This window comes from Kitasatospora sp. NPDC059812 (genome assembly GCF_042732075.1).
Lineage (GTDB): Bacteria > Actinomycetota > Actinomycetes > Streptomycetales > Streptomycetaceae > Kitasatospora.
The window spans coordinates 140,591-162,162 of the sequence record NZ_JBHWIO010000002.1; the positions used below are offsets into that span (position 1 = coordinate 140,591).

Here is a 21,572-nt window from a genome sequence, read left to right on the forward strand (position 1 = left end):
GGCGGGGCGCACAAATCAGGTCGACCTAGGAAGGGATCGCGTGGCTAACAAGCGGCCGAAGGGGGCCGGACGCGCCGAACAGACGCTTCGACGAAGCAACGCGCGAACGGGCGCCCTGCGCAAGGTTGTTCCCCTCTTCGGTCCCTCGGTGGGTTCGGTCGTACTCGACACCCGAGGCGACGGGCGACTTGGGTTCGTTCGCAACGTCGTTCAGGACGTCGTGTACCTGCGGGAACCCGGTTCGCCCGATCGGGTATGGGACTGTCCGGCCAACCTCGTTGACCGCCCGCCGAAGGTCGCCACCGAACTCGCTCAACTTCTCGATGTCGGGGTGACCCCCAACCAGGATGACCCCTCCTAGAACCCACGACTCCCGCTCCGGGAAGGTCATCAACTCCATTAACTGGGGCGGGCCGCACCGATCAGATGAGCCGGAAAGGAACATATGGGCGTAGCACCGGGCCACCCCGTTACCTCGTACGTGTTGTGCACCGACCCGGCCTCCCGGCTGTTGATCGTTCAGGCTGCCGGACTTGGGACGTGGCACCTTCCTGGCGGTGTGGTCGAAGCGGGGGAGTCGCCGCTTGACGCTGCCCTCCGTGAGACCCGCGAAGAGCTGGGCATTGTCCTGGACATTCGGTCGGATGACCTCTTCGGCGTGGAGTGGGCACAAGCCCGTCGGGCCGGCGCACGTGACCGGCTCGTGTTCCTGTGGGCCGGTCCTATGCTCAGCGCTGCCGACACCGACCGGATCTCTCTGCAAGCACGCGAACTGTCCGCGTGGCGCTGGGCAACGCGTGAAGAGGCGAAGCACCTTCTTCACCCCGCCGTGGCCGCCCGCATCGTGGTGCCGCTCCAACTTCCTGGGAGCGTCACCTACCAAGAGACCCGACACGAGAGGACCACCTGAATGAGCACCGACTTCCCGAAGCGGCTTCTCCGAATCGGGACGCGAAGTTCCCCGCTCGCGCTCGTCCAGACGGACATGGTGATCGCGGCCCTGAAGGTGCACGAGCCGGACCTTCAAACGGAGGTGGTCCCGGTCACCACGGAGGCCGACAAGTGGCAAGGGGATCTCGCCCAGTTGGGCGGGAAAGGCCTCTTCACCAAGCAGATTGACACGCTGCTCCAGCGCGGTGAGGTCGACATGGCCGTGCACTGCGTCAAGGACGTACCGGGAGACGTCCCTCTTCCGAAGGGGCTCGTCTTCGCCGCGTACATGGAGCGGCCGGACGTCCGCGATGTCCTCCTTTTCCCGGAGGGCTCCGAGTACAAGTCGCTCGCCGACCTCCCGGCCGGCTCGGTCATCCTGTCGTCCGCCGTTCGCCGTAAGGCGCAGGTTCTTCGCGCCCGCCCTGATCTCAAGGTTGTTCGGGTCAGGGGCGCCGTCGGCTCCAGGCTCGAAAAACTGGACGGGAAGAAGAAGCTCGACGGTGTGAAGCCGGACGGCATGATCCTCGCCGTCGCCGGACTGGCCCGACTCGGAATCGAGCGCCCCGGCTACGTGCTCGGCATGGACGAGATGCTTCCCGCCGTCGGTGCCGGCGTGCTCGGACTGGAATGCCGCCAGGAAGACCACTCCGTCGCCGCGCTGCTGGAGAAGGTCAACCACGAGAAAACGCAACGGGAAGTGACCGCCGAACGCGTCATGCTCCACGGCCTTCGCGGACACTGCAACAGCCCGATCGCCGGGTACTGCACCACCGAAGGCGACGGACAGCTTGTCCTGCGTGGAATGGTGTTCGACCGAGAGGGCTCTAAGTTCGCCAACGCGATGATGTGGGACGAACACCAGGGAGACCCGGCGACGTTGGGCGCCCGCGTGTGCGCCGAACTGCTCCGACAGGATGCCCGACAGATCATCATGGGCATCCCGCACTGACAGGCGCCTCAGAGGCCCCGTCCGGGTTCACCGGGCGGGGCTTCAACGTTGGACTACCTGTCGACCGGGCTCCCCGGGTAGGCTGTGCGTGGTTAGTCCATGGGTGGGCCTGGATGAACTTCACCTGGTTCGCCTCCGCGTACGACTGCGACGACGTGCCGTACCGGGTCACCACGCTGGTGCAGATCGCCGGGGTGCTGGTCCTCGCGGCCGGGGTGCCACGGCTGTTCGCCACCCAGGACCTGACGCTGTCGATCGCCGGGTACGTGGTGATGCGCCTGGCGATGGTCACCCAGTGGCTGCGGGCGGCGGCCAGCGAGCAGGGCGAGGCGCGCCGGGTCGCCGTGCGGTACGCGGTGGGGATCGCGCTCTGCCAGGTGGGCTGGGTGGTGGTGGTGTTGCTGCCGGACGCCGTCCGGCCGGTGGTCATCCCGCTCGGGGTGCTGTGCGAGCTGGCCGTGCCGGTGGTCGCCGAACTGCGGATGCAGACCTCCTGGCACCCGCACCACATCGCCGAGCGGTACGGGCTGTTCACCCTGATCGTGCTCGGCGAGACGGTGGCGGCCGCGACGGTCGCGGTGCAGTCGGCGGTGGACGAGCACGAGGAGCTGGGCCGGCTGCTGCCGGTGGCGATCGGCGGCCTGCTGATCTGCTTCGCGGCCTGGTGGATCTACTTCGCCCGGCCGGTCCACGAGCACCTGCGCTCCAACCGGCAGGCCTTCGCCTGGGGGTACGGCCACTACCTGGTGTTCGGCGCGGCCGCCGCGATCGGCACCGGGCTGGAGGTGGCCGTGGAGTCGGCCGTGCACCAGGCGGAGATCTCCGCGACGGCCGCCACCGCGACGGTCACCGTGCCCACCGCGCTCTACCTGCTCACGGTCTGGCTGCTGCACTCCCGGCACACCAAGACCGGCGCGGCGCAGGCGCTGGCCCCGACCGGGGCGGTGCTGGTGCTGGCCTGCACCGCGCTCGGCGGCTCCGGCGTGCTGGCGGCGGGCCTGGTCTGCGCGCTGACCGTGGCGGTGGGCGTGCTGCTGCACAGCCGGGAGGGCTGACGGGGGCGCCTGGCGGTTCCGGGGTGCCCGGCCGTCGTGGGGCGCCTGGCGGTTCCCGGGTGCCCGGCCGTCGTGGGGTGCCCGGCGACTCTCAGGCGCTTGGCCGTCGTCCGCCGGCCGGGCGGCCAGGTGATGCTCAGGCGCAGTCCAGCAGGATCGGCTCGTGCCGGGCCAGCCAGGCCAGGTAGGCCGGGTTGACCTTGGCCAGGTCCAGGTAGGCGGCGCGCAGTTCGCCGTACAGCGCGTCCAGCGCGGGCTGGCTGAGCGCGCGCGGGCGCCAGGTGAGCAGCAGCCGGACGGCCAGCGGGTCCCCGTGCACGGGGCGCACCACCGTGCCGGGCCCGGGGGCGGAGGTCGGCTGGCAGGGGCGGACGGCCTCGCCGGAGGCGACCAGTTCGGCGGCGGTGGCGTTGTCCCGCACCTGGACCACCCGGGGGTTGAGCCCGGCCTCGCTGAACACCCGGCGCATCGCCGCGTACTCGTGGTCGGCGGTCGGGTCGACCATCCAGGTGTCCTCGGCGAGGTCGGTCAGGTGGACGACCGGGCGGGCGGCGGCCGGGTGTCCGGCGGCGAGCGCGACGAACTGCGGCTCACGGGCCATCAGCACCCGGTGCTCGGCGTCCGGCGGCACCCGTAGCGGGAAGCCCTCGCTCTCGTAGACGAAGGCCACGTCCAGCTGGTCGGCGGCGACCATCCGCAGCAGGGCGCTGGCCGAGACGTCGACGTGGATGGTGGTGTCGGTGTCCGGCAGCCGTTCGTGCACCCGGCGCAGCCAGGCCGCGACCGCCCGGCTGCCGACGCTGCCGATCCGCAGCCGGCGCTGCCGCCCGGGGCCGGCCGCGTCGCGGGCCTCCTGGCGGGCGGCGGCCACCAGCGCGGCCATCTCGGTGATCACCGGCCGGGCCCGGGACAGCACCGAGTGGCCGAGCGCGGTGGGCCGGCTGCCGGTCTGCTCGCGGGTGAACAGGGTGCCGCCGATGGCCCGTTCGATGCGGTGCAGCTGGGTGGTGAGGGAGGGCTGGGTCATGCCGAGCTGGAGCGCGGCCTTGCGGAGGCTGCCGGTGTCGGCGATCGCGCACACCACCCGGAGGTGTCTCACGTCGAGCTCCACGCCCGGAGCATAGACGCCACCCGGCCACATCGCCAAGGACATGACAGAACAAAGCGCGGCAGGAGGGCACGTGGTGGGCCCCGCCGGTATGCGGCCGTGCTATCGCCGGTTGACATCATCCGCCGCGGGCCCGGGCGGGTCGAAGCTCAGGGGCAGCGAATCCGCCCCGGCCCCACCGGGGCGCCCCCACCGTCGCCGCAGCCGTGTCCGGCCCCCACCGGCCCCGGCGGTTCGGCGTACCGCGAATCCGGAGCCCCCACATGAAGCGATCCGTGCTGTCCGCCGCGCTCGGCCTGGCCCTCGCGGCCGGTCTCGCCGTGCTGCCCACCACTGCCGCGTCCGCCGCCACCCCCGGCCCGGCCGTCCAGGGCTACACCGCCTCCACGTACGCCGGTTCGGCCGCCGAGGCCGCGAACAACCAGGCGTTCTTCCACGCCGTGATGGCCTCCGCCAAGGCCAAGCAGGCCGCCAACCCGTGGCTGCAGACCGTCACCGTCACCTACGACACCGCCAGCGCGCCCTCCTTCACCAGCCAGATATCCCAGGCCGCGCAGATCTGGAACAGCTCGGTCAGCAACGTCCAGCTCCAGGCGAGCAGCGGCACCGGCGACTTCTCGTACTACGAGGGCAACGACAGCCGCGGCTCCTACGCCAGCACCGACGGCCACGGCCACGGCTACGTCTTCCTCGACTACCAGCAGAACCAGCAGTACAGCTCGCTGCGCGTCACCGCGCACGAGACCGGGCACGTGCTCGGCCTGCCCGACAACTACTCCGGCCCGTGCAGCGAGCTGATGTCCGGCGGCGGCCCCGGCCCGTCCTGCACCAATCCCTACCCCGACAGCAACGAGCGCGGCCAGGTCGACAGCCTCTGGTCGAACGGCGTCGATTCCGTGAACTAGGGGAGTCGCGAACTCGCCGCTGAAACAGGGAAGTTGCCGACGCCCTTCGGGTGCGGCGGGCCGCCCGGCCGGAATCGGGTGGCCCGTCGCTCGGTTGCTTCCCCGATCGGGAGCCTAACCGCCGGTGGAGCGGAATGCCAGGGGCACGCGCGAGTCAAGGCTGGTTAAAGACATCTCAAATCGCTTTACCGCAAGGGGTATTGATCGAAGCTATCGCGGGTTGACATCATCCGCCCGCCCGCCGGGCTGCCCGAAGCTCTGGGGACATCACCCGCTGACCAGGTGTCCCCCAGGGCCGGCCCCCAACCGGCCACGGCACCACCGGAATCGGAGCCCCCACATGAAGCGATCCGTGCTGTCCGCCGCGCTCGGCCTGGCCCTCGCGGCCGGTCTCGCCGTGCTGCCCACCACCGCCGCGTCCGCCGCCACCCCCGGCCCGGGCGTCCAGGGCTACACCGCCTCGACGTACGCCGGTTCGGCCGCCGAGGCCGCGAACAACCAGGCGTTCTTCCAGGCCGTGATGGCCTCCGCCAAGGCCAAGCAGGCCGCCAGCCCGAACCTGGCGACCGTCGTCGTCACCTACGACGCCAGCTCGGCACCGAGCTTCCGCACCCAGATCGCCAACGCCGCGCAGATCTGGAACAGCTCGGTCAGCAACGTCCAGCTGCGGTCCGGCTCGGGCGGCGACTTCGCCTACTACGAGGGCAACGACAGCCGCGGCTCCTACGCCAGCACCGACGGCCACGGGCGCGGCTACGTCTTCCTCGACTACCAGCAGAACCGGCAGTACAACTCGGTCCGGGTGACCGCGCACGAGACCGGGCACGTGCTCGGCCTGCCGGACCACTACTCCGGCCCGTGCAGCGAGCTGATGTCCGGCGGCGGCCCCGGCACCTCCTGCACCAACCCGTACCCGAACGGCACCGAGCGCAGCCGCGTCAACTCCCTCTGGGCGCGCGGCTGATCGTCCGCCAGGCGCCCCGGCCCGGCCGCAGCCCGCAGCGGCCGGGCCGGGGCGCCGTCGTCCGGAGGTCGTCGCCCTTCGGTGGGTGGTCGTCCGGCGGGTCGTCGTCCCGACCGTTGTCGGTGCCGCGTGCGAGCATGCGGGCGAGACCCGTTCGCCCCCGACCGTGAGGTGCCACCGCCATGCCGCGTTCCGCCCCCGACCAGCTCGCCGACCTGCCGTACGCGGACCTGCTCCGCCCCCACGCCGGGCGGCTGCGCAGCGACGAGCGGTACGACACCACGCACTTCGACGGCGGCGAGCACACCGACGAGTCGGCGGCCGGGGCGGCGTTCCTGGAATGCGCCTTCACCGGGGTCGCGCTCAGCGGGGTCAAGCTGCGCCAGGCCCGGTTCAACGAGGTCTGGGTGCAGGCCGGCCGCTGGGTGGCCTGCGACCTGAGCGACACCGAGTGGCAGGACAGCGCCTTCGTCGGCGGCGTGCTGGCCGGGGTCGCCGGATACGGCTCGGCGCTGCGCCGGGTGGTGTTCCGCGGCTGCAAGCTGGAGGCGGTCAACCTGCGGGCGGCCGTGCTGCGGGACGTCGTGTTCGAGGACTGCCTGCTGCGCGACGTGGACTTCGGCGAGGCCAAGCTGACCGAGGTGTCCTTCCCCGGCTCCACGCTGGAGGAGGTCCGGCTGCGCGGCGCCACCCTGAAGAAGACCGACCTGCGCGGGGCCGCCCGGCTGGGCCTCGCGGACGGCCACCAGGGGCTGCGCGGCGCGGTCATCAGCTCCACCCAACTGCTGGAGCTGGCACCGCAGTTCGCCCACGCGCTGGGAATCGAGGTCAAGGACCGCTGACCAGCCGCCCGCTCCGTCCCTCCCCGCCGTTTCCGCCGCCCGTTCAGCCCGGCGTCGCTCGGTGACACCCGGACGAACAGTCCGCCAACCCTGCCGCGCGCATCTGGTGGGCGCCTCCGGCCGGGGTGGAAGATGCTGCGCGATCGATGAGCCCCGACTTGTGTACACAACATCGCCAGATCGCCAGTGAAGGGACGGGCCGGGCTGATGGCCGAGCTGAGTCGTAGGAAGTTCGTCACGCTGTCCGGTGCCGCCGCGGCGGGACTCGCCGTGGCCGGCACCAGCGCCGCAGGGGCCGCCCCCGGCGCACCCGCGGTGGCCTCCACCGCCACGCTCCAGCAGACCGGCACCATCAACGACGTGCAGCACGTGGTGATCCTGATGCAGGAGAACCGCAGCTTCGACCACTACTTCGGCACCCTGCGCGGGGTGCGCGGCTTCGCCGACCGCAGCGCCATCCAGATAGCCGGCGGCTACAGCGTCTTCAACCAGCCCAACGGCCTGCTCGGCCGCCAGTACCCGTGGCAGTTCAGCCAGACCAAGCCGGCCGGCGGCGCAGACCCCGAGCGCCTCGCCCAATGCAACGGCGACCTCAGCCACGGCTGGAGCGATCAGCACAAGGCCTGGAACAGCGGCAAGATGGACTCCTGGGTCGCCGCCAAGGGCAACGTCCGCACCCTCGGCTTCCTCACCCGCCAGGACATCCCGTTCCACTACGCGCTGGCCGAGAACTGGACCATCTGCGACGCCTACCACTGCTCCGTGCTCAGCGCGACCGGCCCCAACCGCACCTACCACTGGTCCGGCCAGATCGACCCGGCCGGCAGCGCCGGCGGCCCCGCGTACGACGGCGGCGACGAGAAGGGCCTGCGCTGGCAGACCTACGCGGAGGCACTGGAGAGCGCCGGCGTCAGCTGGAAGGTCTACCAGAACGCCGCCGACAACTACGGCGACAACGCCCTCGCGTACTTCACCCAGTTCTCCGGCGCCCCGGCCGGCAGCCCGCTGGCCGTCAAGGGCATGGGCTCGGTGCCCAAGGCCACCGGCAGGACCCCGGACGACATCGCCGCCGCGATCAAGGCCGACGTGCTGAACGGCACCCTCCCGCAGGTCTCCTGGATCGTCCCCGACCAGGCCTCCTCCGAACACCCGTACGCCACCCCCGCCGACGGCGCGCACTTCGTCCACCTGGTGATCGACGCGCTGAACGCCGACCCGAACGTCTTCAACTCGTCCGTCCTGTTCATCAACTACGACGAGAACGACGGCTTCTTCGACCACGTCCCGCCGCCGGCCGCCCCGGCCGGCACCCCGGGCGAGTTCTACAACGGCACCAACATCGGCCTCGGCTTCCGCGTCCCGATGATCGCCGTCTCGCCCTGGACCCGCGGCGGCTGGGTCAACTCCGAGACCTTCGACCACACCTCCGTGCTGCGCTTCCTGGAGACCTGGACCGCCGCCCTCGGCACGCCCGCGCAATGCCGGAACATCAGCGACTGGCGCCGACGCGTCTGCGGCGACCTGACCAGCGCGTTCGACTTCGCCAACCCGGTCTACGGCCTGCCCGGGCTGCCCGACACCTCGCAGACCATCGGCCTGTCGGCGTGCGGCCCGCTGCCCAACCCGGCCCCGGTCAACAACCAGCTCCCGATCCAGGAGACCGGCACCCGGCCGGCCCGCGCCCTGCCGTACCAGCCGAACGCCAACCTGGACCACCTGGAGTTCGGCTCCGGCGGGGTCATGAAGGTCTGGATCGCGATGGACAACGGGGGCACGGGGGCGGCGAAGTCCGCCCACTTCGCCGCCTACGCCAACGCCTACCGCAGCGGCGGCCCCTGGCAGTACACCGTCGACCCGGGCGGCACCACCAGCGACTTCTTCAACTGCGGCACCAACTTCGGCGGCGGCCCCTACGACCTGACGGTCGTCGGCCCCAACCGCTTCCTGCGCCGCTTCAAGGGCGACGCCACCAAGGCCGGCAAGAACGCGGCCGTCACGGCGTCGTACGCGGTCGAGCCGGGCACCGGCAAGCTCGCCGTCTACTTCAAGCTCGCCAACTCCGGTGCGACGCCCATGACCTTCACGATCGCGTCGAACAACTACCGCACGGACGGCCCCTGGACGTACCAGGTCCCCGCCGGCGGCAACGTCACCGACTTCTTCAACGCCGCGGCCTACAACAACGGCTGGTACGACTTCACGGTGACGGTCGACGCCGACAGCACCTGGTCCCAGCGCTTCACCGGCCACCTGGAAACGGGCACCCCCAGCATCACCGGCTGACGCCCCAGGCCCCGCTACCCGCTCCCTCGGGTGGCGGGGCCTCCACCCGCCTCTGATCGGTCGTCAACTCGGCGCGGAATCGGCGCGGAATAGTATTCCGATCCGCCTGCCGACCTTATGGCCGTCCGGGATCCTGCCTACCGTGAGCCCAAGGCGCAGAAGGTATCGCGCCTGAAGTTCCGGACTATTCCCCGCTCAAGCGTCAGGGCCGCGCGGGGAGGATCGGGGAAACGTCCATGGGAACACGTGAACAGCACGGCGCCGGTCGCGCGCCCGGGCTGCGGGCCGCACGGAGGACGTCGATCTCGGTACTGTCCGCCTTCTGCTGCGCCGCCGCGCGGTCCAGCGCCTGCTCCGCCGCCGCATACCGCTCGGCCACGAAGTGGCACCAGCCGAGGTACGCGGTCCCCATGGCGGCCGCACCGATCGCCGGAGCCCGCAGGGCGTACGGCGCGTCCTTGGCCGCCTGGACGGCCAACTCGGCCCGCGCCGCCACCATCGGAGTCACATCCGCGGAGGAGGAGATGTCCTCCAGCTTCCGCAACTGGACCAGCCCCGACTCCGCCTCGACGATCATCGCCCGGTCCACCAGGCCCGGCCTGCGGGCCTGGAAGTCGGCCCGATCAGGATCAGCCGGAATCAGGCCGGACAGCGCGCCTCCCGCCCCCAGCACCCCATCGATCAACCGGGCCAGCGCCGGATCCGGCATCCGGTCGCCCGACTCGAACCTACTGACGGTCGACTGGGACACGAACACCGTCGCCGCCAGCCTCGGCTGGGACATACCCGCCCGCCGACGCAGCAGCCGCAACGTGCGCCCGAAGGACGTCAAACCCGCCTCCGCTCTTGGCCGTTCACCCGCCCACCAAGTGCTGCCGGAGCCTACCCCCCGACCGGACAACTCGCCACAGCCCCAAGCAGATCGAGGAGCCGGACGCGCCCGGCGTCGGCAGCCGGCGGTCACCCTCGCCGGGCAGAGCGGAGGCCCCACTACCCGCCTCGGGTAGTGGGGCCTTGGGTGCGTGATCGGAGGCCGCTCGCTGTTTGGGGCGGCCGGATGGCGTAGGTGGTGAATCCGGCGTGCTCGCCGGTCGGGACGAACCCTGCCTTGAGGAGGACGCGACCGGAGGCCGGGTTGTCCGGATGGTGCTTGGCGTGGATCTCGGGCAGCCCGAGGTGGCCGAAGCCCAGGGCGAGAATCCTGAGGACCGCCTCCGTGGCGTGCCCCTTCCCCCAGGTGTCCGCGCGCAGGATGTAGCCGAGTGCGGCGACGGGGCGGTCCAGGCAGAGCTTGATGATCCCGAGCAGGTCGCCGTCGAAGTCGAAGCCCAGGGTGTAGAGCGTGCGCGGGGATTGAGCGGCGGAGGCCACTGCGTCGCGTGCGGCGCTGCGGGCTTCGGCGGCGTCCATCGGCCCTCGCTGGAGGAACCTGGTCGATTCCGGGCTGTAGATCCGCTGGAGGGCGGCGGAGTCGTTTCGGGTCAGCTCTCGCAGTACGATCACTCGCCCACCGCCTGCACCATGGTGGTCAACTCGGCGGCGGTCGGCCGGTCGTCGGGCCCGGCCAGCAGGACGAACCGCAGCCGGGCCTGGAGTGCGGGCCAGGGCATCCGGGAGGACATCGGGACGGCTCTGGCGGCGATGGCCTCGCGAACCACCTCGACCGGCGTGCCCCGGCCGAGTCCGGCGGCCTCGTAGTCCAGCGGCCAGTTGCCCGTGGCGCACGTCCACAGGGTGCCGGCGAGGGCGTAGACGTCGGCGCCCTGTGTCGTGTCGACGGGTTGGGGTCCGGTGATGATCCGGGCGGCCAGTTCGGGGGCGGTGAGGTGGACCATCGTGCCGTCGAAGGTCTTCCAGGGAGTGGTGCCGACCTTCCGGGACCAGGCGAAGTCGAGGAGGCGCACGGTTCCGTCATCACCGTGGACGCCGTGCTGGGGCTGGAGGTCGCCGTGCACCCATCCGTCGGCGTGGAGGACGGCCACGGCGCGGCACAGCCCGACCGCAGCGGCAAGGGCTTGGTCCCGCCCTCCTTCGCCCTTGCGCACGGGACGGAAGGCCTGCCAGGTGGATGGTCCGGCCAGCCATGGGGTGACGAACCAGACGCCGTTGTCGAACCGGCCGGCGGTCACGGTGTAGCCGGGGAGCTGGTCCAGCACGGAGGCTTCTCGCGCGGTGACCTCGGCGGCCTCACCGGCGCCGAGCTTGATGCTCGCGCGGCCTCGCGGCCCGGTCGCCTTCCAGACCGACGAGCCCCGCCGGTTGCTGATCTCCTCCAGTTCCAGCGGCCCGCATACGGCCTCTGCGGCCTTCAGCGCTTCGGCGGCCTCGGGAGTGAACTCGCCCATTCTCTTACTGCCTTCCACTCGCAGGGGATGTGCTCGAACACGTCGTGGCCGTCGTCAACGGCCCCGCCCACCGCCGTCGCGAGATCGGGTGTGCTGGTCAGGAGCTTCGGGTCCAGGAGGCGGACGGCCGCGCGCACCGGGAGGAACGAGAACGGGGCCGGCGGGATGTCGTGCCCGGCCCTGCTGGTCTCGGCAGCCCCCTGGACGAACTTGCCGAACATCACGCCGACCGGCCCGTAGAGGTTCTTCAAGGCCCAGTGCGGCCAGGCCAGCAGCTCGCGGTGGTCGGCGTCGGCGCACTGCCCGATCAGCACCACGTTCTCGCAGGCCAGCGCGCCGAAGGGACGCGCCATCAGAGGGCGAATCCACTCGGCAGCCTGTACGCCCGCGTAGAACAGTTCGGCTTCGACGGCGTACCGGCGAGTGTCGCGCGAGATCTCGTAAACGGTCCACCCGGTCATACCGCGCGCTGCGGATGGCCGGAGGAACGGGCAGTACTGCTGCATGGCGGGGAGATAACCGCTCATGTCCATGCCGGCCGGGTGTTCCGTCCGGGCCTCGGTGAGGCGGAGCGCCCCGGCAGTCGGCCGGGACGCTCCGTCGGACGGTGCGGTGATCACCGGGTGGTCGCCGCCGGGGCCAGGTCGTCGCCGTCGCCGGGCGCGGGCGAGCAGTCCCACTCGGCCCAGACCTCGCCCGTCTCGCGGTAGCGGGCCAGGGCCACGGTGTTGACCGTGCCGTCGGCGTCGGTGAACCAGATCTCCGGCAGGGGGCCGTACGCCTCCTCGTACGCGCCCACCCAGGAGATGAAGCCGACGCCCACGCTCTCGACGTGCGTCAGCTTGCGTCCGCCGTGCCGGACGGCGAATGCCTCGTGCGCGGCCGGATCGCTGAGAAGCTGGTGCCACGCGTTGTCGATGGCGGCGGAGAACATCTCCGCCGCAGTCTGACCCGCGTCGATCCGACGCGCGGCGATCGTGAAGAACTTGCCCAGTTCGTTCAGCTCGGTGATGGACTTGATGGTGGCGGTGCTCACGGCCTCTCCCATCGGGTTGGCTCTGCTCGCCTGGAGCGGGCGAGCAGTGGTGCGGGAAGGTGCGCCGCCCGGCGGGCTTCCACGGAACCGAGGGGGATCGGATTCACCTGGCGCCGGGTGGCGGATTACCAGGTTGGCCGTCAGGGGTTCGGACGCTCAACGTGCTTGCATCCGTTTGCAGAACTTCAGCCCAGAGAGTCGATCGCCCTGGCGATCAGGGACCGCACTTGTGCGCCGTGCACCGCGAATCCCATGAGCCTTTCGAACGCCTGGACGTAGAGGCCGACTTCGCCGGGCGCGGTGAGCGTCACCTGGGCCGAGAGCAGTTCTACCCCGGCTTCCGCATCGTCGAAGACGTTGAAGGTCTCCACTGGCCACATGGTGCGCTCTGCGGCGAAGGGGATGAGGCCGAACGAGACAGCTGGCAGGGACATCACCGTCAGCAGGTGCTTCAGTTGCTCAGCCATCGTCTCGACCCCGCCGAGGCGGTAGTACAGGACGGATTCCTCCACCAGGATCGCGAAGCGGTGGTGACCGGTGCGGATTACGCGGGATCGGGCCAGGCGGGCCTTCACGGCCTCGGCGACATCGTTGGGCGTGCGCCGGAAGTCGGACACCGTGGCGAGCAGCGCGGTGGCGTACGCCTCGGTCTGCAAGACGCCGGGTACCACGCGGGAGGAATAGGCGCGGAAGTGTCGCGTGCGCTCGTAGAGCGGTACCGCTGATTCCTGCAGCATGCGAAGGCCGGTGCGGGTGAGCCTGCGCCACTCGACATACATGGAGTCCACCGCGCGGTTGGCGGCGATCAGATCCTCGGCCTGGTCGTCCGCCCCGCAGGCTCGGCACCACGCTCGGATGTCCTTGTCGGATGGCGCGGTCTTGGCGTTGATGATGCGGGAGGTCTTCGCGCCGTTCCACCCGCACAGGGTCGCCAGCTCCTGCCCCAGGAGTCCGGCGTCCAGCATGATCTCGCGCAGCCGCGCGGCGACGGCCAGACGGGCCTCTTGGGCACTGGAGGACGGGGAGACGGGCATGAGCTGGCGGTCCTGATGCAGGTGGGTCAGACGGTGTACTTCTCGTGCGGGATGCCGCGCTCCCAGACAGCCTCGAAAGCGACGGCGCAGAGTTTGGCCACTGCAGGGTCGTCGGTGAGCGTGGGACCGGCAGAACCGCCGTCGCCGGTGAAGTGGTTGAAGCGAACCACGGTTTCGTCGAACAGCCAGAAGTCGTTACCGGGCAGGGCGATATCCGACGCCTGACGGCGCGGCAGCCAGCGCACCTGCTCGCCGGCCGCCAGGTTCACGACCGTTCCGGCATGCTCGTACCGGATGTAGTCGGTGACCGGCTCGGAGACGATGCGCCCGCGGCGTACGACCACGCCGCGGGCGACTGCTTCCCGGATCTGCGCAACCCAGCCGGACCACCCTTCGGATTCCGGGTCGGTGTCGACGTGGCCAGTGCGCAGGAACTCCGCGAATTCCTCCACCTCGCCGGCGATCCCGTAGCTATCCCTCAGCTCCAGATGGACCGCCGACCTGCGGGCCTGCCTCAGCATCGCCGAGAAGTCCGGCACGTTCTGCATCGTCGAGCGCCTTCCTGATGATCCCTGCCATACGCAGCGGGATGCGGGTCACGTTCTCGTGGTCGGGGATACCAGCGGAGTGGCCGGGTACCCACTCCGTGCTGCCGATCTTCGTCAGCAGGGGCTCGCCGGGCTTCCAGCCCTGGAGGACCAGCTCCTTCTCCTCGTCGTCCACCCACACCATCGGGCTCTCGTCCTTGCCGGTGTTGGGGTCGATCCCGCCGAACCGTAGGGTCATGGCGCCCTCCCGTGCCAAGTCGGTTGCGCGGTTTTGCACGCCACCGTTTCGCGTGACATGGCGGAGCGTCAAGGGCGCGTTTCAGCATGGACGTTCTGGATGCCCGCGGCTCTGCTGCGGCTGTGGAACGCAGGTCCGAAGAACGCCGAAAGCCGTGGCCACGGACTCGGCTTGTGAGAGTGCGAGGGCCTGTAGCTGATAGTAGGCCGTGAGCATCGGCGGTACTGCGCCGCTGTCCCGTTCCAGGTGCCCTTGCTGCGCCGATTCGGCGTAGGACATCAGCGATCGGTCCGGAAGGGTGATGATGTTCACCGGGAGGTCGAACGCTCGTTCCTCGCCTATGGCGTACGGAGCCACCTGGAGAACGGTGTTGGGCGTCCGGGCGAAGGCTGCAAGCTCGTCGGGCTGGGCAGCCATGATGGACTTTCCGCCGACCGGCCGTCGGATGCGGCTCTCATCCAGAACGGCGTGGATCGATGGCGGGGTCTCCCGGCGCAAGTTCGCCTGTCGGAGCGCGAGGTAGGCGACCCGCTCCTCGGCTTGGTCCTGCGTGATGCTGCCTCGGCGGACTGCCCCCGCCGCGATGGCCCGCGCGTAGTCCAACGTCTGAAGCAGCCCCGGCACGATGCCTCTCATCCGGCGGGCCGCCCGGCGGCGACTCGGCCGGGACCGCCGCCGATGACCGACCCTCCCGCCTGTCCCGCACCGGACTGCTGCGCCCCGGTCGATCTGCTCAACGACGCCAACGCGGCCGGACGGACGTGGAACTGCCCGAACTGCGCCCGGTGGGGCGTCGCCTGGTCGGCGGGCTGCCTGGCGAACCAGCCGTTCGGGGCGATGGCCGGACTCCGCATCCCGGCGGCGTCGCGGCCGCCCAACCGGCCCAACTGATGTGGCGGACAGCTCAGACGAACGGGCCGCGTGGGAACCACGGGTCGCGGACCTCCCGGGGCCCGTCCGGCGTCAGCAGGGTGAGGGTGTACGGCGAGGCCGCGTACTCGGCGAGCTGGACCGAGCCGTAGCGGGTCTCCAGTTCGGCCTGGACCGGGACCGGCAGCCTGCTGAGCGCCCGCCGCAGTTGCAGGGCGTCCCGGCGGCTGATCGGGTGCGGGGTGCGCAGGACCAGTCGCAGGGGGCTGAGCGGCCCGGCGACCGGTACGCCGGTGCCCAGTTCGTAGCCGACCGCGCCGATCGGGCCCCAGGACAGCCGGTGGTCCGCGACGATCCGGCCGACCGCCGGCAGCAGGGCCAGCGCCGGGATTCCGGCGACCCGTTCGGGGTCCAGCCGCCCGCACCGCCCGGCCAGCTGCTCGGGGCGCAGTGTCCGGGCGACTGCGGCCCAGGGCGCCAGGGCGTCCAGCCGCTGCCCGGGGCGGGGGCCGCGCACGATCACCGGGATCCACTGTTCGGGCGCGGCCTCCGGGTCCCGGGTGCAGCGTTGCGGGTGTGGGACGTCCGCCGGGGTGCCGACCAGGGAGGGGGCCCGGCCGACCGTCACCCACGGGTGCACGCGCAGGACGGCCCGCGCCCAGTCCGGCAGCTCGCCGCCCGCCAGCGGGTGCAGCGAACTGGGGCACTGCATCAGCAGCAGGTCGTGGGCGCCGGGCAGTCGCCCGTCCAGTGCGGCCAGCGGCCCGACCCGCCGGCGCGGCCCGTCGTGGGGGTCCTCGGTGGTGCGCCGGGCTTGGCGGGCGGAAGGTACGACGGTCACGGTGGGCTCCAGACGGTGGCGTCAGTTCGGCCGACGGCTCCAATCTGCGCCGGGCGGCCGCCTCCGCGCCACGGCCGTTGGGCGCGTTCACCAGGGACCAAAGGCTCAACGTGCGGCTCCGGGTGCCCGGTGTGAGAGTGGGGGAAGCCCGGTATCCGTTCGGAGGAGGAGTCATGGGCATCTTCGACAGGTTCCGCCACAAGGCGCACGAGGCGACCGGGCAGGACGCCGCCGAGCGTGCCGCCATCGCCCACGACGAGGCCGCGGACGCGTACAGCCCGGAGATCGAGCGGGCCCGCGAGACCCAGGAGGCCCGCGAGTCGGAGCGGCGTGCCCGTGCTGTCCAGGAGGAGGCCGACCGGCGCGCGGCCGAGAACATGACGGCCGAGGGCGACCCCTGGGGCTGAAACCCCAGGAGTCTCAGCACCCTAAAACCTCCAGCCCCGGTCACCGCGCCCGCGGCGGCAGCGGCGGGCGCCGCAGGTCCGGCCGGGGGGTGTCCTCCGGCGGGGGCGCCGCGGCGGGCGCGTCCTCCAGCAGGTCCAGCGCGAGCTGGACGGCGGCGACCAGCTCGGGGTGGCGCCCGCGGGCCCAGTCGCGCGGGGTGCGCAGCACGTGCACGTCCGGTTCGACGCCGTGGTTCTCCACCGACCAGCCGAGTCCGCCTTCGAACCAGGAGGCGTTCTTGGGCACCGAGATCCGGGTGCCGTCGCCGAGGGTGTGCCGCCCGGTCATCCCGACGACCCCGCCCCAGGTCCGGTTGCCGACGACGGGGCCGAGGCCGAGCAGTTTGATCGCCGCGATGACCACGTCGCCGTCCGAGCTGGTCGCCTCGTCGGCGAGCGCCACGAGCGGGCCGCGCAGTGCGTGCCGGGGCCAGCGGACCGGCTGGCGGTCCCGGCCGAAGTCCCAGGCGAGGACGTGCCGGGTGAGTTTTTCCAGGACGAGTTCGGAGACGTTGCCGCCGGCGTTGCCGCGCACGTCCAGGACGAGTGCGGGCTTGTCCAGTTCGCGCCGCAGGTCGCGGTTGAACTGTGCCCAGCCGGAGCCGCCGAGGTCCGGGATGTGCAGGTAGCCGCACCGGCCGTCGCTGAACTCCCGTACCAGGAGGCGGCGTTTGGTCACCCAGTCCTGGTAGCGGACGGCCCGTTCGTCGGTCAGCGGGGTGACGGTGATCCGCCGTACCGGGCCGTCGGGGCTGCCGCGAAGGGCCAGTTCGACGGTGGTGCCGCCGGTGCCGGCCAGCAGTGGCAGCGGGCCGCGCACCGGGTCCACCGGGCGGCCGCCGACGGCGAGCAGTTCGTCGCCGTCCCGGACTCCCTGGGCGGCGAGCGGGGCGCGGGCGCGCGGGTCGGAGGTCTCGCCGGGCAGCACCCGTTCGACCAGCCAGCGCCCGTCGGGGGAGCGGTGGGCGTTGGCGCCGAGCAGGCCGAGCGGCTGCTGGCCGAGCGAGGGGCCTTCGGCGCGCCGGGACGGGGTGACGTAGGCGTGCGAGGTGCCGAGTTCGCCGAGGAGTTCGCGCAGCAGGTCGGCGAAGTCGTCGGGTGAGCAGACCCGCTCCAGCAGCGGCTCGTACTGGGCGGTCAGGGCGGGCCAGTCCAGGCCGGACATCCGCTCGTCCCAGAACTGGTCCCGGACGATCCGGGAGGCCTCGTGGTAGGCCTGGCGCCATTCGGCGGCGGGGTGCACGGTGTGGGTGATCCGCCGCAGGTCGACGGTGCTGCCGGCGCCGCCGGTGACCGGGACGATCCGCAGGGTCCCGGCCGAGTAGACCGCGATGGAGCCGCCGTCCCCGGAGACGGCGTAGCCGTCCAGCTTGTCGACCAGGGTGGTGCGGGTGCCCCGGGCGAGGTCGAAGTACTCCAGCGAGGGGCGGCCGGAGGTGTCGTCGGGGCTGGCGAAGGTCTGTCCGAGGGTGCCGGAGATCGGCCAGCGCAGCCAGATCAGGCCGCCGCGCACCGCGTCGGTGGCCGAGTACTTGGAGGCGATCACCGGGAACTGGAGCAGCCGCTCGCCGATGCCCTGCGGGTCGACGAGGACGGTGCCGTCGCCGCCGCCGTTGCCGCGCGGGGCGCCGTCCTCGGCGGGCGCGGCGAACGGGGACGGCGTGTCGGCGGTGAGCGGGACGAGGTAGGGGCGGCAGCCGAGCGGGAAGGAGAGGTCGCCGGTGTGCACGTCGTGGACGGGGTCGAAGCCGCGCCAGGACAGGAAGGCCAGGTAGCGGCCGTCCCGGGTGAACACCGGCTGCTCGTCCTCGAAGCGGCCGTCGGTGACTTCGGTGACCGGCCCGGGTGCTTCGGTGCGGGTGAGCCGGATCCGGCGCAGCGAGCGCCCGGCCACCGGCTGGGACCAGGCGATCCAGTGCGAGTCGGGGGAGAAGCGGGCGCTGGAGACCGGCCCGTAGCCGGAGGCGGCGAGTTCGCGGACGGCGCCGTCGTCGGCGGCGACCAGCAGCAGCCGCCCGTCGGAGGCGGCGACGGCGAGGTGGGCGCCGTCGGGGGAGGCGGTGAGTTCCAGGACGCGGCCGATCCGGTCGGCGGCGAGCACCCGGTGGCGGTGCTTCTCGGTCTCCTCGTGCCCCGGCAGCGGCATCACCTCGATCGCGTCGGCGCCCTCGGCGTCGGTGATCCAGGCGGCCTCGCCGGTGTGTCCGAGGATCACCGGCAGCCGGGTCCGCACCCCGGGGGTGTCGGCGAGCGCGCGGGCCGGGCCGTCCTTGTGGGTGAGCCAGTACTGGCTGCCGCGCACGGTGATCACCCCGGCCCGGCCGCTCTGGTCGCAGGCCAGGTCCTTGACCTGGGCGGCGGCGCCGACCTGGTACGGGCGGCGGCCGGCCCGGGCGCCGCCGAGCGGGACGGCGAGCCGGCGGGGGGCGGGGGCGTCCAGGCTGTCCAGCACCCAGAGGTCGCCGGCGTGCTGGTAGACGATCCGGGTGCCGTCGGTGGCGGCCTCGCGGGCGTAGTAGGAGGCGTGGTCGGTGTGCCGGCGCAGGTCGGTGCCGTCGGGGCGGCAGGAGTAGACGTTGCCGATGCCCTCGTGGTCGGAGAGGAAGGCGATCCGCCCGGCGACGGGCATGGGTGAGGCGAGGTGGCCGGGGTGGTCGGCGAGGATCTGTTCGCCGTCCGCCCAGAGCCGGCCGGTGGCGCCGCCCCGGTAGCGCTTCCAGGCGGCGGGTTCGTGCGGGGCGGCGCCGGTGAGCAGCACGGTGCGTTCGCGGCTCATCTGGGCGTCGCCGACGGGGCCCCAGGGCATCCGGTGGCCGGGGGAGCCGTCGGGCGGCAGGGCGTGCGCCCAGGTGTAGTGGCCGAACGGCTCGTGGTAGGAGGTGACGGCGAGTACTTCGCCGTCCGGCAGCCAGCCGCGCACCCGGGTGTCCTGGCTGCCCCAGTGGCTGAGCCGTTCGGCCTCGCCGCCCTCGACGGGGGCGGTCCACACCTCGGGGGTCAGGTTCAGCCAGCTGGTCCACGCGAGGGTGCGGCCGTCGGGGGAGAAGCGGGGGTGGCTGACGCGGGTGCGGTCGCAGCTGACCCGCCAGGCCCGGCCGGTGGCGCCGTCGGCGTCCAGCGGGGCGATCCAGACGTCGTCCTCGGCGGTGAAGGCGAGCAGCCCGCCGTGCAGGTGGGGGTAGCGGAGGTAGCCGGGCGGGGTCACCCCTCCATCCTTCGACGGGGTGTCACCCCCGGCAACCGGGGCGGCCCGTCGGGGCTGCCGGGCGGTCGGTGCGTAGGTCGCGGACCGGTCTGGACCATTGACACCGCAGTGCCGAATCCACTTCAGTGGTCTAGTCCAACTTGGGTGCCAGGCCGGGCCGTTCCCCCCACTGGCGCGTGCTCCGGCGTGCCCTCGGACGTCCCCCACGACCGCGCCATCGCAGGAGCCCCCGCATGCGCAGAACCGCACCCGCACCCGCCCCCGCCCGCCGGAAGCAGTCCCGCACCCTGCTCGCCGCCGGCACCGCCTCCGCCGTCGCCGCGGCCACCCTGGTCGGCGTCACCCTGGGCCTGGCGCCCGCCGCCTCGGCCGGCGAGTTCCTGGTCAACGGCGGCTTCGAATCCGGCTCGCTCGGCCCCTGGAGCTGCACCGGCAACTCCGGCAGCGTCGTCACCAGCCCGGTGCACGGCGGCGGCTACGCCCTCGCCGCCGCGGCCACCGCGGGCGACACCGCCCAGTGCGGCCAGACCGTCACCGTCGCCCCCAGCACCACCTACACGCTCAGCGCGTACGTCAACGGCTCGTACGTCTACCTGGGCGTCGACGGCGGCGGCCCCAGCACCTGGACCCCCGGCACCGGCGGCGGCTACCAGAAGCTCAGCGTCAGCTTCACCACCGGCGCCACCCAGACCAGCGCCACCGTCTACACCCACGGCTGGTACGGCCAGGGCACCTACTACGCGGACGACGTCTCGCTGGACGGGCCGGGCGCCCCCAGCCCGACGCCGACGCCCACCGGTACCCCCACCGGGACGCCGACGGGAACGCCGACCGGCACCCCGACGGGAACGCCGACCGGCACCCCGACCGGGACGCCGACGGGCACCCCCACCGGCACCCCGACCACCCCGTCGCCGCCCGGCAGCCACGCCCTGGTCGGCTACCTGCACGCCAGCTTCGCCAACGGCGCCGGCTACACCCGGATGGCCGACGTCCCGAACTCCTGGGACTTCATCGACCTCTCCTTCGGCGAGCCCACCTCCGTCACCTCCGGCGACATCCGGTTCAACCGCTGCTCCGTCACCGACTGCCCGACCGTGGAGTCCGACGCCGACTTCAAGGCCGCCATCGCCGCCAAGCGGGCCCAGGGCAAGAAGGTGCTGATCTCGATCGGCGGCCAGAACGGCCAGGTCCAGCTGACCACCGCCGCCGCCCGCGACACCTTCGTCAGTTCGGTCTCGGCGATCATCGACAAGTGGGGCCTGGACGGCCTGGACATCGACTTCGAGGGGCACTCGCTCTCCCTCAACACCGGTGACACCGACTTCAAGAACCCGACCAGCCCGGTCATCGTCAACCTGATCTCCGCGCTGAAGACCCTCAAGGCCAAGTACGGCCAGGGCTTCGTGCTGACCATGGCGCCGGAGACCTTCTTCGTCCAACTCGGCTACCAGTACTACGGTTCCGGCCCCTGGGGCGGCCAGGACCCGCGCGCCGGGGCGTACCTGCCGGTCATCTACGCGCTGCGCGACGACCTCACCCTGCTGCACGTCCAGGACTACAACTCCGGCTCCATCATGGGCCTGGACAACCAGTACCACTCGATGGGCGGCGCCGACTTCCATGTCGCGATGACCGACCTGCTGCTCAACGGCTTCCCGGTGGCGGGCAACACGAACAACGTGTTCCCGCCGCTGCCCGCCTCCAAGGTGGCCATCGGCATGCCGGCCACCACCAACGCCGGCAACGGCTACGTCGCCCCGGCCGAGGTGAACAAGGCCCTGGACTGCCTCACCAGGCTGGCCAACTGCGGTTCGTACGTGCCTCGTTCGGGCGCCCAGCCGAACCTGCGCGGGCTGATGACCTGGTCCGTCAACTGGGACCAGTTCGGCGGCCGGGAGTTCTCCAAGAACTTCGACGGCTACTTCCGCCGCTGAGGTGACGCCGGTGGGAACCGTGCTTGAACCTGA

At 71.8% G+C, this 21,572-nt stretch carries 23 protein-coding genes; 11 read left to right on the top strand and 12 right to left on the bottom strand.

What is annotated here, in order from left to right:
* Positions 1 to 40: 40 nt before the first annotated feature.
* The 4 genes from ACFV6D_RS01760 (at position 41) to ACFV6D_RS01775 (ending at position 2,937) form a co-directional block, all read left to right on the top strand.
* Positions 41 to 361, top strand: a complete 321-nt coding sequence (locus ACFV6D_RS01760; protein WP_380557656.1) for a hypothetical protein — start codon at positions 41 to 43, stop codon at positions 359 to 361.
* Between the two features lie 84 nt (positions 362 to 445).
* The gene (locus ACFV6D_RS01765; protein ID WP_380557658.1) at positions 446 to 910 is read left to right on the top strand and encodes an NUDIX domain-containing protein; all 465 of its coding nucleotides are present in this window, start codon (positions 446 to 448) and stop codon (positions 908 to 910) included.
* Complete coding sequence (gene hemC, locus ACFV6D_RS01770) at positions 911 to 1,882, top strand: hydroxymethylbilane synthase (protein ID WP_380557660.1); 972 nt, start codon at positions 911 to 913, stop codon at positions 1,880 to 1,882.
* Positions 1,825 to 2,937 carry a low temperature requirement protein A gene (locus tag ACFV6D_RS01775; RefSeq protein ID WP_380557662.1) on the top strand — a complete coding sequence of 371 codons (1,113 nt, stop codon included), beginning with the start codon at positions 1,825 to 1,827 and terminating at the stop codon, positions 2,935 to 2,937. Before hemC ends, ACFV6D_RS01775 begins: the two co-directional genes overlap by 58 nt.
* Positions 2,938 to 3,073: 136 nt before the next feature.
* Here the strand turns inward: ACFV6D_RS01775 and ACFV6D_RS01780 are convergent, their stop codons facing one another.
* Complete coding sequence (locus ACFV6D_RS01780; protein ID WP_244293453.1) at positions 3,074 to 4,048, bottom strand: LysR family transcriptional regulator; 975 nt, start codon at positions 4,046 to 4,048, stop codon at positions 3,074 to 3,076.
* A gap of 260 nt (positions 4,049 to 4,308) precedes the next feature.
* On the opposite strand from ACFV6D_RS01780, the gene snpA (ACFV6D_RS01785) reads away from it, so the two are divergent.
* The 4 genes from snpA (ACFV6D_RS01785) (at position 4,309) to ACFV6D_RS01800 (ending at position 9,039) form a co-directional block, all read left to right on the top strand.
* Positions 4,309 to 4,950 carry a snapalysin gene (gene snpA, locus ACFV6D_RS01785; RefSeq protein ID WP_063349275.1) on the top strand — a complete coding sequence of 214 codons (642 nt, stop codon included), beginning with the start codon at positions 4,309 to 4,311 and terminating at the stop codon, positions 4,948 to 4,950.
* 340 nt (positions 4,951 to 5,290) lie between these two features.
* On the top strand, positions 5,291 to 5,914 hold the full coding sequence (gene snpA, locus ACFV6D_RS01790) for a snapalysin (RefSeq protein WP_380335027.1): 624 nt from the start codon (positions 5,291 to 5,293) through the stop codon (positions 5,912 to 5,914).
* A gap of 182 nt (positions 5,915 to 6,096) precedes the next feature.
* Positions 6,097 to 6,756: a pentapeptide repeat-containing protein gene (locus ACFV6D_RS01795; protein WP_380335024.1), complete on the top strand. Its 660-nt coding sequence runs from the start codon at positions 6,097 to 6,099 to the stop codon at positions 6,754 to 6,756.
* Between the two features lie 207 nt (positions 6,757 to 6,963).
* Positions 6,964 to 9,039: a phosphocholine-specific phospholipase C gene (locus ACFV6D_RS01800; protein ID WP_380426829.1), complete on the top strand. Its 2,076-nt coding sequence runs from the start codon at positions 6,964 to 6,966 to the stop codon at positions 9,037 to 9,039.
* Between the two features lie 202 nt (positions 9,040 to 9,241).
* On the opposite strand, the gene ACFV6D_RS01805 is transcribed toward ACFV6D_RS01800, so the two are convergent.
* The 9 genes from ACFV6D_RS01805 to ACFV6D_RS01845 all read right to left on the bottom strand — a co-directional run bounded on the left by ACFV6D_RS01805 (position 9,242) and on the right by ACFV6D_RS01845 (position 14,864).
* Positions 9,242 to 10,030 carry a multiprotein-bridging factor 1 family protein gene (locus tag ACFV6D_RS01805; RefSeq protein ID WP_380557665.1) on the bottom strand — a complete coding sequence of 263 codons (789 nt, stop codon included), beginning with the start codon at positions 10,028 to 10,030 and terminating at the stop codon, positions 9,242 to 9,244.
* Positions 10,030 to 10,542 (bottom strand): GNAT family N-acetyltransferase, encoded by a 513-nt coding sequence (locus ACFV6D_RS01810; protein WP_380557668.1) that lies wholly within the window; start codon positions 10,540 to 10,542, stop codon positions 10,030 to 10,032. The genes ACFV6D_RS01805 and ACFV6D_RS01810 overlap by 1 nt, the downstream gene beginning before the upstream one ends.
* Positions 10,539 to 11,384, bottom strand: coding sequence for a hypothetical protein (locus ACFV6D_RS01815; RefSeq protein ID WP_380557671.1), 846 nt, complete (start codon positions 11,382 to 11,384; stop codon positions 10,539 to 10,541). The genes ACFV6D_RS01810 and ACFV6D_RS01815 overlap by 4 nt, the downstream gene beginning before the upstream one ends.
* Positions 11,348 to 12,004, bottom strand: a complete 657-nt coding sequence (locus tag ACFV6D_RS01820; RefSeq protein WP_380557674.1) for a hypothetical protein — start codon at positions 12,002 to 12,004, stop codon at positions 11,348 to 11,350. Before ACFV6D_RS01820 ends, ACFV6D_RS01815 begins: the two co-directional genes overlap by 37 nt.
* Entirely contained in the window at positions 12,001 to 12,420 is a 420-nt protein-coding gene (locus ACFV6D_RS01825) for a hypothetical protein (RefSeq protein WP_380557677.1), read from the bottom strand. Before ACFV6D_RS01825 ends, ACFV6D_RS01820 begins: the two co-directional genes overlap by 4 nt.
* Positions 12,421 to 12,605: 185 nt before the next feature.
* A complete protein-coding gene (locus tag ACFV6D_RS01830) occupies positions 12,606 to 13,454 on the bottom strand; it encodes a helix-turn-helix domain-containing protein (RefSeq protein ID WP_380557679.1) in 849 nt (282 codons plus the stop codon).
* Positions 13,455 to 13,480: 26 nt separating this feature from the next.
* Complete coding sequence (locus ACFV6D_RS01835; protein ID WP_380485629.1) at positions 13,481 to 14,002, bottom strand: DUF6879 family protein; 522 nt, start codon at positions 14,000 to 14,002, stop codon at positions 13,481 to 13,483.
* Positions 13,926 to 14,240 carry a hypothetical protein gene (locus ACFV6D_RS01840; protein ID WP_380557682.1) on the bottom strand — a complete coding sequence of 105 codons (315 nt, stop codon included), beginning with the start codon at positions 14,238 to 14,240 and terminating at the stop codon, positions 13,926 to 13,928. Before ACFV6D_RS01840 ends, ACFV6D_RS01835 begins: the two co-directional genes overlap by 77 nt.
* A gap of 81 nt (positions 14,241 to 14,321) precedes the next feature.
* Positions 14,322 to 14,864, bottom strand: coding sequence for a DUF5753 domain-containing protein (locus tag ACFV6D_RS01845; protein ID WP_380557685.1), 543 nt, complete (start codon positions 14,862 to 14,864; stop codon positions 14,322 to 14,324).
* Positions 14,865 to 14,918: 54 nt separating this feature from the next.
* Between ACFV6D_RS01845 and ACFV6D_RS01850 the strand changes: the two genes are divergently transcribed.
* Positions 14,919 to 15,131, top strand: coding sequence for a hypothetical protein (locus ACFV6D_RS01850; RefSeq protein ID WP_380557688.1), 213 nt, complete (start codon positions 14,919 to 14,921; stop codon positions 15,129 to 15,131).
* A gap of 13 nt (positions 15,132 to 15,144) precedes the next feature.
* Here the strand turns inward: ACFV6D_RS01850 and ACFV6D_RS01855 are convergent, their stop codons facing one another.
* Positions 15,145 to 15,951 (bottom strand): phosphoribosyl-dephospho-CoA transferase MdcG domain-containing protein, encoded by an 807-nt coding sequence (locus tag ACFV6D_RS01855; RefSeq protein WP_063349280.1) that lies wholly within the window; start codon positions 15,949 to 15,951, stop codon positions 15,145 to 15,147.
* A 173-nt stretch (positions 15,952 to 16,124) separates the two neighbouring features.
* On the opposite strand from ACFV6D_RS01855, the gene ACFV6D_RS01860 reads away from it, so the two are divergent.
* Positions 16,125 to 16,358: a hypothetical protein gene (locus ACFV6D_RS01860; protein WP_063349281.1), complete on the top strand. Its 234-nt coding sequence runs from the start codon at positions 16,125 to 16,127 to the stop codon at positions 16,356 to 16,358.
* A gap of 40 nt (positions 16,359 to 16,398) precedes the next feature.
* Here the strand turns inward: ACFV6D_RS01860 and ACFV6D_RS01865 are convergent, their stop codons facing one another.
* Complete coding sequence (locus ACFV6D_RS01865) at positions 16,399 to 19,602, bottom strand: S41 family peptidase (protein WP_380557691.1); 3,204 nt, start codon at positions 19,600 to 19,602, stop codon at positions 16,399 to 16,401.
* Positions 19,603 to 19,835: 233 nt separating this feature from the next.
* Here ACFV6D_RS01865 and ACFV6D_RS01870 point away from each other — a divergent pair, with 233 nt between their 5' ends.
* Positions 19,836 to 21,539, top strand: a complete 1,704-nt coding sequence (locus ACFV6D_RS01870; RefSeq protein ID WP_380557694.1) for a chitinase — start codon at positions 19,836 to 19,838, stop codon at positions 21,537 to 21,539.
* Positions 21,540 to 21,572 lie beyond the last annotated feature (33 nt).